At 69.0% G+C, this 8,715-nt stretch carries 7 protein-coding genes; 4 read left to right on the plus strand and 3 right to left on the minus strand.

Features of this window, described 5'->3' with window-relative positions:
* Window positions 1-9: 9 nt before the first annotated feature.
* Genes ispE through KXV01_RS19765 form a run of 3 tightly spaced genes read right to left on the minus strand, consistent with a single transcriptional unit; the run spans window position 10 to window position 3,217 of the window.
* Window positions 10-879, minus strand: a complete 870-nt coding sequence (gene ispE / locus KXV01_RS19755) for a 4-(cytidine 5'-diphospho)-2-C-methyl-D-erythritol kinase (RefSeq protein ID WP_049439754.1) — start codon at window positions 877-879, stop codon at window positions 10-12.
* The gene (gene lolB / locus KXV01_RS19760; RefSeq protein WP_263468019.1) at window positions 876-1,535 is read right to left on the minus strand and encodes a lipoprotein insertase outer membrane protein LolB; all 660 of its coding nucleotides are present in this window, start codon (window positions 1,533-1,535) and stop codon (window positions 876-878) included. The genes ispE and lolB overlap by 4 nt, the downstream gene beginning before the upstream one ends.
* A complete protein-coding gene (locus KXV01_RS19765; RefSeq protein ID WP_181452442.1) occupies window positions 1,532-3,217 on the minus strand; it encodes a tetratricopeptide repeat protein in 1,686 nt (561 codons plus the stop codon). The genes lolB and KXV01_RS19765 overlap by 4 nt, the downstream gene beginning before the upstream one ends.
* Window positions 3,218-3,280: 63 nt before the next feature.
* On the opposite strand from KXV01_RS19765, the gene hemA reads away from it, so the two are divergent.
* Genes hemA through ppk2 form a run of 4 tightly spaced genes read left to right on the plus strand, consistent with a single transcriptional unit; the run spans window position 3,281 to window position 8,165 of the window.
* Entirely contained in the window at window positions 3,281-4,564 is a 1,284-nt protein-coding gene (hemA, locus tag KXV01_RS19770) for a glutamyl-tRNA reductase (RefSeq protein WP_100477618.1), read from the plus strand.
* Window positions 4,542-5,624, plus strand: a complete 1,083-nt coding sequence (gene prfA, locus KXV01_RS19775; RefSeq protein ID WP_111097371.1) for a peptide chain release factor 1 — start codon at window positions 4,542-4,544, stop codon at window positions 5,622-5,624. Before hemA ends, prfA begins: the two co-directional genes overlap by 23 nt.
* 5 nt (window positions 5,625-5,629) lie before the next feature.
* Entirely contained in the window at window positions 5,630-7,336 is a 1,707-nt protein-coding gene (locus tag KXV01_RS19780) for a tetratricopeptide repeat protein (RefSeq protein WP_134709490.1), read from the plus strand.
* 46 nt (window positions 7,337-7,382) lie between these two features.
* Window positions 7,383-8,165 carry a polyphosphate kinase 2 gene (gene ppk2, locus KXV01_RS19785; RefSeq protein WP_005415392.1) on the plus strand — a complete coding sequence of 261 codons (783 nt, stop codon included), beginning with the start codon at window positions 7,383-7,385 and terminating at the stop codon, window positions 8,163-8,165.
* Window positions 8,166-8,715 lie beyond the last annotated feature (550 nt).

Below are 8,715 nucleotides of genomic sequence, written 5' to 3' on the forward strand. Positions count from 1 at the left end.
ATTGATAAATCAGTGTTGCTCGAGTGCATCCAGCAGTGGCGAACGCGCAACGCCCGCTGCCACCCTTGCCCGCAACTCCTTCGGCAATTTCGACCGTCCCTGCTCTGCAGCAGACTGCGACGCGAATTCGACGAAACAACCACTTCCCGAACCGGTCAGCCGCGCCGTGCCGATGTCGCTCAACGCGGCAAGCGCTGCCTCGACGGCAGGCTCACGGCGGCGCAGCACCGGTTCGAACGCGTTCCCGACCAGGGTCCCGGAAGCGAAGTCCTCTATTTTCGCCACTGGGCTGTCGCGCGTCAAATCCGGGTCTGCAAACAGGGCCGGCGTGGGAACATGAACGCCCGGTTCGACCACCACATACCAGGCCGGCGCCAGCGTGATCGGCTGCAGGCGCTCGCCCACCCCTTCGGCCCAGGCGTTGCGGCCGCGTACGAACACCGGCACGTCGGCGCCCAGGCGCAGGCCCAGCGCGGCCAGCGCCTCTTCGTCCAGCCCGGCCTGCCAGAGCCGGTTCAGCACCACCAGGACCGTGGCTGCATCGGACGAGCCGCCACCGAAGCCGCCGCCGGCGGAAACATGCTTTTCAACGATGATGTCCGCACCTTGCGCGACATTAGTCGACTCTCTCAGCAGCTTCGCGGCACGCACCGCCAGGTCATCGGCCTCGGCCACGCCCGCCAGGCCCTCGCCGTGCCGGCGCACCTGGCCGTCTTCACGCAGGCGCAGGCCGATGCGGTCGCCCCAGTCCAGCAGGCGGAACACGGTCTGCAGCTCGTGATAGCCGTCGGCGCGGCGGCCGGTGATGTGCAGGAACAGGTTCAGCTTGGCCGGGGCCGGCCACCAGGACCAGCCCGCGTCATCGCGCCCGACACTCATGGGGCGCCCTGCCCCCACTGATCCACCAGCAGGCGCACCTTGGCGTCACCATTGCTGGCTTCGATCCGGCGCGGCAGTGCCGGACGCCCGGCCTCGGCCGGGTACCAGTCCAGGTACTGCACCTGCCAGCCCATCTGCTGCATGCGGCGCGGCCGGCCGTCAGCGTCGCGTTCGACCGTCTCGGGGCCGGCGGCGTCGCCGGCGACCAGCCCGCGGATCCACCCCGGCAACTGGTTGACCGGAATGTCCCAGCCGGTCGCCTCCAGCAACAGCTGCTGGGCGTCCTCGCCGTCGCGCGGGCCGCCTGCCAGTCCTTCCAGACGGCCAGCTTCGGAATGGGTATCGCCGGTCAGCTTCCAGCTCTGCCGGGTCACCGGCGCACTCAACTCCACCACGTAGCGGCGGCCTTCCTGCTTCCAGTCGATGCGACCGCTGCCGCCGTCCTTGCCCTTGCTGACCGCGACCCGGCCCTGGAAGGCCCAGTCCGGCTGTGCATGCAGGGCGGCCACGCGCGCGGCTTCGGCCTGCGCCGCTTCGGCCGAGACCGTCTCGACCACCGCCGGTGGCGGGGTCTTCTGCGTGCCCACGCTGGTACAGGCGGTCACCGCCAGGGTCGCAGCCGCCAACAGCAGCGGCCGGATCAGGGAAACACTCATGGATTGAATTTCTCGCGGGCGCGCAGCAGCGCGCGGTTTTCAGGGTCGAGCTTGGCCGCTTCGTCGAAGAAGTGGCGGGCCTCGTCATGCTTGCCCAGCACCCACAGCACTTCGCCGACATGGGCGGCGATCTCCGGGTCCTTGGCCAGGGTCCAGGCCCGGCGCAGCTGCACCAGCGCTTCGTCCTTGCGGCCCAGGCGATACAGCACCCAGCCATAGCTGTCGACGATGGCGGCGTTGTCCGGCTCGGCGACGCGGGCGCGGTCGATCAGCTCCAGCGCCTCCTGCAGGCGCCCGGTACGGTCAGCCAGGGTATAGCCCAGCGCGTTCAGCGCCGGCACGTTTTCCGGGTCGGTCACCAGGATCTTGCGCAGGTCGGCCTCGGCGCGCGGAATATCGTCACGACGCTCCCAGGTGAGCGCGCGGGCGTACAGCAGGCCATTGTCATCCGGGTAGGCGGCCAGGCCGCGGGCCAGCGCATCCAGTTCGCCAGCACTGTCATCGCCGCGCTGGCGCAGCTCGGCCTCCAGCAGATACGCGTCACGGCGCACATCATCATCGACCACCGCATCGGACTGGATCGCGTGCACCTCATCCAATGCCTGCGGCAGCCGTCCGGCCAGGGCCTGGGCGTTGGCCGCACGCAGGCGCGCCTCGCTCAGCTCATCACCGCCGGGCACACTGTGGTACCACTGCACCGCCTCGGGATAGCGCTTCAGGTATTCGGCGATCTTGCCCAGCAACAGGCGCTGCGCGGGGTCCGGCTTGGCCGCCTGCCGCGACAGTTCGTTGTAGAGGTTGGACAGCGCCGCCTTGTCGCCCTGCTTGGCCAACAGTGAAGCGCGCATGCCCCAGGTCTGCACATCCTGCGGGCCGAATGCCAGTACGCGCTCGGCCGCAGCCGGTTGCCCCAGGCTGTCGTAGGCGATGGCCACCGCATTGCGCAGCTCGGGGTCCTGCCGGGTCTTCGGCTCGACGTCGTGCAGCAGCGACAAGGCCTTGTCGGTCTCGCCCGCCTGCTGCAACTGGCTGGCACGCAGCAAGGCAACGCGCGGTTCTTCGGGGAAGCGCTTGACCACTTCATCGATCATGCGCCGCGCCAGGTCGGGCTTGTCCATGCGCAGGGCGAGGCGGCCGAACTCCTGCCAAGCCTCGATCTTCGGTGGAATGGCATTGGCATCGACCAGCTCGCCGAGCACCTGCGCAGGCACCGCCGGGTCGCGGCCACCGCCGATCAGCGCGGCCAGGGCGAACTTCCAGCCGCGCTCGTCGGGGTCGGCCAGCAGCGCCTGCAATTCAGTGCGGGCGGCCTTCACATCGCCCTGGCGCATGGCCAGCGCACCGGCGGCGCTGCGCATGGTCAACGAACGTGGGGCGCGCTGCTGCCACAGGGCCAGGCCCTTGGCGGCGCTGGCGTCATCGTTGGCAAGCATGGAGATACGGGTCGCGCGCTCGGCCAGGCCGGCATCGCCGTCGGTCTGCTGCGCCGCCTGCAGGTACCAGCGTGCGGCCTCGGCCAGCTTGCCGGCCTGCAGGGCGAACTCACCGGCCATCACCGGCTCCAGCGCCAGTTCCTCGGTGGCCGCGGCCCGCACGGGGGCCCTGGCCGGCACTGCCGCCAGGGCCTGGGCGCAGGCCAGGGACAGCAGCAGAACACTGGGGATGCGAATCAATGCGGGCATCGTCGGCATCGGGGCCTTAAAATGTCGTCCAATGGCCAGCAGCTTATCGCAAGCAACTGAACAATGACCCTGTGGGTGCTCGGACTGAATCACCAGACCGCACCGGTGGAGCTGCGCGAGCGCGCGGCCTTCGCCGGTGAGGCGTTGCCGCGTGCGCTGGGCTCGCTGCGCGATACCCCGCAGATCGCCGAGGCGGTCCTGCTGTCCACCTGCAACCGCACCGAGCTGTACGCCGTGGCCGACTCGGCACAGGCGCTGGACCAGTGGCTGCGCAGCCAGGCCGGCGACCTGCAGGGCTATCTGTACCAGCATGCCGATGCCGAGGCTGTGCGCCACCTGTTCCGGGTCGCCACCGGGCTGGACTCGATGGTGCTGGGCGAACCGCAGATCCTCGGCCAGGTGAAGGACGCCTGGTCGACCGCGCGCGACCATGGACTGCTCGGACAGCGTCTGGACCGCCTGTTCCAGCAGACCTTCTCGGTGGCCAAGCGTGCGCGCACCGATACCCAGATCGGCACCAACCCGGTGTCGGTGGCCTCGGCGGCCGTGCGCCTGGCGCAGAACGCGTTCGCCCGGCTGGACGACTCCACCGTGCTGCTGGTCGGTGCCGGCGAGACCATCGAGCTGGCTGCACGGCACCTGAGCGAAGGCAAGGTGCGGCGGCTGCTGATCGCCAACCGCACCCTCGCCCACGCGCAGGAACTGGCCAGCCGCCATGGCGGCGTGGCCCTGCCGCTGACCGAACTGGACCGCCACCTGGGCGAGGCCGACGTGGTGTTCTCGGCCACCGCCGCGCGCGAGCCGGTGATCCATCGCGAGATGGTCGCCAAGGCCCTGCGTGCACGCCGGCACAAGCCGATGCTGCTGTTCGACCTGGCCGTTCCGCGCGACATCGAAGCCGAGGTCGGCACGCTCAATGATGCCTTCCTCTACACCGTCGATGACCTGGAACGCGCGGTGGAAGACAACCGCCGTGGCCGCCGCGAGGCCGCCGCCGAAGCCGAGGCGATCATCGACCTGCAGGTATCGCGTTACGTCGAGACCCAGCAGGCCAGTGCCCATCAGGCGCCTTTGCGGCAGCTGCGTGCGTTCGGCGAGGCCACCCGCGCCGAGTTGCTGGAGCGCGCACGCCAGCAGCTGGCCAACGGCAAGCCCGCCGACGAAGTGCTGGAGCTGCTGGCCCACGGCCTGACCAATCGCCTGCTGCATCCGCCGACCGCCGCACTGCGCGCCGCCGCGCTGAGTGGCGATGCCGACCTGACCCGCGCCGCCGAGCGCCTGTTCCCGGCCACGCCGGGCTACCGCCACCCACCCGTGAGACCCGATGACGCAGACCCTGCGCCGTAAGCTGGAAGCGCTGGCCGAGCGCCGCGAAGAACTGGAACGCCTGCTCGCCGAACCCGATGTGGTCGCCGACAACACCCGTTTCCGCGACCTTTCGCGCGAATTCGCCCAACTGGAGCCGGTCGCTGCCGCGCTCGCCGATGAAGCCCGCGCCAAGGCCGACCTGGCCGCCGCCGAAGGCATGCGTGCCGACCCCGATCTGCGCGAGCTGGCCGACGAGGAAATCGCCGCCGCCCAGGCGCGCCTGCAGGAGCTGGAACAGGAACTGGCCCTGTTGCTGGTGCCACGCGATCCGCGCGACGAAGGCAACCTGTTCCTTGAAGTACGCGCCGGCACCGGCGGCGACGAAGCCGCGATCTTCGCCGGCGACCTGTTCCGCATGTACGCCCGCTATGCCGAGCGCCAGGGCTGGAAGGTCGAGATCGAATCGGACAACCCCGGCGAGCATGGCGGCTACAAGGAAGTGGTGGCGCGTGTGGTCGGTCGTGGTGCGTTCTCGCGCCTGAAGTTCGAATCGGGCACGCACCGCGTGCAGCGCGTGCCGGCCACCGAATCGCAGGGCCGCATCCATACCTCGGCGGCGACCGTGGCGATCATTCCCGAGGCCGACGAAGTCGATGACATCGTCATCAATCCGGCCGACCTGAAGGTGGATACGTTCCGCTCGTCCGGCGCCGGTGGCCAGCACGTCAACAAGACCGAGTCCGCGATCCGCATCACCCACGTGCCGACCGGCGTGGTGGTGGAGTGCCAGACCGAGCGCAGCCAGCACGCCAACCGCGACAAGGCGATGAAGCGCCTGAAGGCGCAGCTGCTCGATGCCGAGCGCCAGCGCCAGGACGCGGCACAGGCCGAATCGCGGCGCCTGCAGGTCGGCAGCGGCGATCGCAGCCAGCGCATCCGCACCTACAACTTCCCGCAGGGCCGGATCACCGACCACCGCGTGGAAGGCCTGACGTTGTACGACCTGCCCAACATCCTGGCCGGTGACCTCGACCCGCTGCTGCAGCGGCTCAGCCACGAACACCAGGTCGACGCCCTGGCCCAGCTGTCGGCGGGCTGAGCACGATGACGGCCTGGCAGCAGCGGCAGCACCTGCAGCAGGCGATCGCACGCCAGCCCGGCGACTTCGTCGCCTGGGTGATGCTGGCCGACCTGGAACTGGAAGCCGGCGACATCGCTGCCGGCGAGCAGGCCGCACGACGCGCCCTGCAGCTGCGCCCCAACCACCCCGAAGCGCTGGCGCGGCTGGGCCGCGTGGCGTGGATGGCCGGCGCGCACGCCGACGCGGCGAAGCTGCTCGGCCAGGCCTCGGCATTGGCCCCGCAGCACCCGGGCATCGCGCTGTGGCTGGGCCATGCGCTGGAAGATGCCGATGATGCCGAAGGCGCGGCAGCGGCCTATCGCCGCGCGCACGCGCTGATGCCGGGCGAACCCTACATCGCCGCGCAGCGCCTGGCCTGGCAGCGCCGCCTGTGCGACTGGCAGGACGTGGACACGTTGGCTGCGCAGGTGCGCAACGCGCTCGCCGCCGGCCAGGGTGCGGTGGAGCCCTTCGCCTTCCTCAGCGAAGACGCCAGCGCTGCCGAGCAGTTGGCCTGTGCGCGCGCACGCGCCGCGGTCGTTGCGTCGGCGGTGCGCCCCCTTCCTGCAGTGAAGGTTCGCGAGCACGGCGCGTTGCGCGTCGGCTTCCTCTCCAATGGCTTCGGCGCCCATCCCACCGGGCTGCTGACCGCGGCCCTGCTCGAACACCTGCGTCATGACCGGGCGTTGCAGCTGCACCTGTTCGCGCTGAACCACGCCGATGGCAGCCGCATCCGCGAACGCCTGCAGGCCGCCACCCGGCTGCATGAGGTGGCCGCACTGCGGCATGCCGATATCGCGGCCCGCATACGTGCACAGGGCATCGACCTGCTGTTCGACCTGCGCGGCTGGGGGGGCGGCGGCACGCCCGAAGTGCTGGCCATGCGCCCGGCCCCGTTGCAGCTGAACTGGCTGGCCTACCCCGGCACATCAGGTGCGCGCTGGCTGGATGCCGTGGTCGCCGACGAATTCGTGCTGCCGGCATCGCTGGAACCTCACTTCAGCGAACGCGTCCTGCGCCTGCCACGTGCCTTCCAGCCCTCGGACAACACCCGCGTACTGGAGCCGGCACCGTCCCGCGCGGAGTGCAGCCTGCCCGAACGCGGCGTGGTGTTCTGCTGCTTCAACAACAGCTACAAGCTCAACCCGCGCAGCATGGGCCGCGCCTTCGCGGTGCTGCAGGCCGTGCCCGGCAGCGTGCTGTGGCTGCTGTCCGGGCCCGGCAAGGCCGATGCGCGCCTGCGTGCGGCCGCGCAGGCCGCAGGCCTGGATCCAACGCGGCTGGTGTTCATGGCCAAACTGCCGCATCCGCAGTATCTGGCCCGCTATCAGCTGGCCGACCTGTTCCTGGACACGCATCCGTACAACGCGCATACCACCGCGTCCGACGCGCTTTGGGCCGGCTGCCCGGTATTGACCTGCCCGGGCGATACCTTCGCCGCGCGCGTGGCCGGCAGCCTCAACCATCATCTGGGTCTCTCGCGGATGAACGTTGCCGACGATGCGGCGTTCATCGCCACCGCCAGCGCGCTGGGCAACGACCCGGTGGCGCTGGCAGCGTTGCGTGCCGAACTGGCACAGGCACGCGAAGACAGTGGTGTGTTCGACATGGCCGGTTTTGCCCATGACCTTTCCGCCCTGCTGCAGACGCTGGCGGGCGAGCAGGGCTGGCAGGGCGTCGACACCCCCTGAGCAACCCCTGCGTTACGCTCCGGCTTCCTCCCCGCGTGGTGTGACGATGGCCAAGCTCAAGCGCAAGGACTACGACGAACTGCTGCTGCCGCTGCAGCTGGAACTGACCGCAATGGCGCGCTGGGTGCAGTACAGCGGGCAACGCCTGCTGGTGCTGTTCGAAGGCCGCGATACAGCTGGCAAGGGCGGCGCGATCCAGGCCATCAGCCAGCATCTCAACCCGCGCCAATGCCGGGTGGTGGCGCTGCCCAAGCCCACCGACCGTGAAGCCACGCAGTGGTACTTCCAGCGTTACGCCGCGCATCTTCCCGCCGCCGGCGAGATCGTGCTGATGGACCGCAGCTGGTACAACCGTGCCGGTGTTGAACGGGTGATGGGTTATTGCAGCGAAACCGAATACCAGCAGTTCCTGCGCCAGGCGCCGGTGTTCGAACAGCTGCTGGTGGACGACGGCATCCTGCTGTTCAAGTACTGGTTGTGCGTGGACCAGGAGCAGCAGGAAAAGCGCTTCGCCGAACGCCATCTCGATCCGCTGAAGGGCTGGAAGCTTTCTCCGGTGGACCTGAAATCACGCAGCAAGTACAGCGCGTACACCGAGGCCCGCGAGGCGATGCTGCGTGCGACGCATCGCGAGGCGGCGCCGTGGACACTGGTGGACTTCAACGACCAGCGGCTGGGCCGGCTGACCCTGGTGCGCAACCTGCTGGACCGGTTGCCCGATACGCGGGTGGACGCACCGTTGCCGGAGCTGCCGAAGCTGAAGGGCAAGCTGCATCGCGAGCACTACGATGTGCTGAAGCCGATCGAGGACTTCCCGGTCGAGGATTAGGGTGGGTCGGCAGGGCCTGCGGCCCTGCACCTGCCGAAGCCAGAGCAACGGCAACAGCCGGCTCTGGGAGTTTTGCTTGTTGGCTGAGGTGGTGTGGGTTGGCAGGACACGCCGTAAACCCATCCATGGGGGCTCGATGGCGCCATCCATGGCGCCAACGGTCCTGCCAACCCACACCACCCCATCCCCGAGGAATTTCCGGTGACGGAAGTAGATCCACGCCATGCGTGGATGAATCTCCATTGAAATCGAATATTTCGACAATTGAACGAAGAGCATCCACGCATGGCGTGGATCTACGTGTCGACCAGGGTCGACACCCACCAACAGCAGCGTGGTCGACACCCACCAAGAGCAGGCCATGCATTCCGACAGATCGCGGCGAACTGTCGAAGGCGGGGTGGGTCCGGTTGCGGGGGCGTGTGATCTGGCCCCCTGAAAACGGACGCCATGAAGCCGTTTCAGGCGGCAGCCCGGAGCTGCCGGGCATAGTTGTTAGGCGAGTGGTAGCCCAGCGCCGAGTGTAGCCGGGCTGGATTATAGAAGCCGT

The organism is Stenotrophomonas sp. Ps181 (genome assembly GCF_025697425.1).
In the GTDB taxonomy this organism is placed as follows: Bacteria; Pseudomonadota; Gammaproteobacteria; order Xanthomonadales; family Xanthomonadaceae; genus Stenotrophomonas; species Stenotrophomonas sepilia.

What these genes read in the sequence shown, in the direction of transcription:
- ispE (WP_049439754.1), bottom strand. Translation starts at nt 879, where the DNA reads ATGAGTGTCGGGCGCGATGACGCGGGCTGGTCCTGGTGGCCGGCCCCG.
- lolB (WP_263468019.1), bottom strand. Translation starts at nt 1,535, where the DNA reads ATGAGTGTTTCCCTGATCCGGCCGCTGCTGTTGGCGGCTGCGACCCTG.
- KXV01_RS19765 (WP_181452442.1), bottom strand. Translation starts at nt 3,217, where the DNA reads ATGCCCGCATTGATTCGCATCCCCAGTGTTCTGCTGCTGTCCCTGGCC.
- hemA (WP_100477618.1), top strand. Translation starts at nt 3,281, where the DNA reads ATGACCCTGTGGGTGCTCGGACTGAATCACCAGACCGCACCGGTGGAG.
- prfA (WP_111097371.1), top strand. Translation starts at nt 4,542, where the DNA reads ATGACGCAGACCCTGCGCCGTAAGCTGGAAGCGCTGGCCGAGCGCCGC.
- KXV01_RS19780 (WP_134709490.1), top strand. Translation starts at nt 5,630, where the DNA reads ATGACGGCCTGGCAGCAGCGGCAGCACCTGCAGCAGGCGATCGCACGC.
- ppk2 (WP_005415392.1), top strand. Translation starts at nt 7,383, where the DNA reads ATGGCCAAGCTCAAGCGCAAGGACTACGACGAACTGCTGCTGCCGCTG.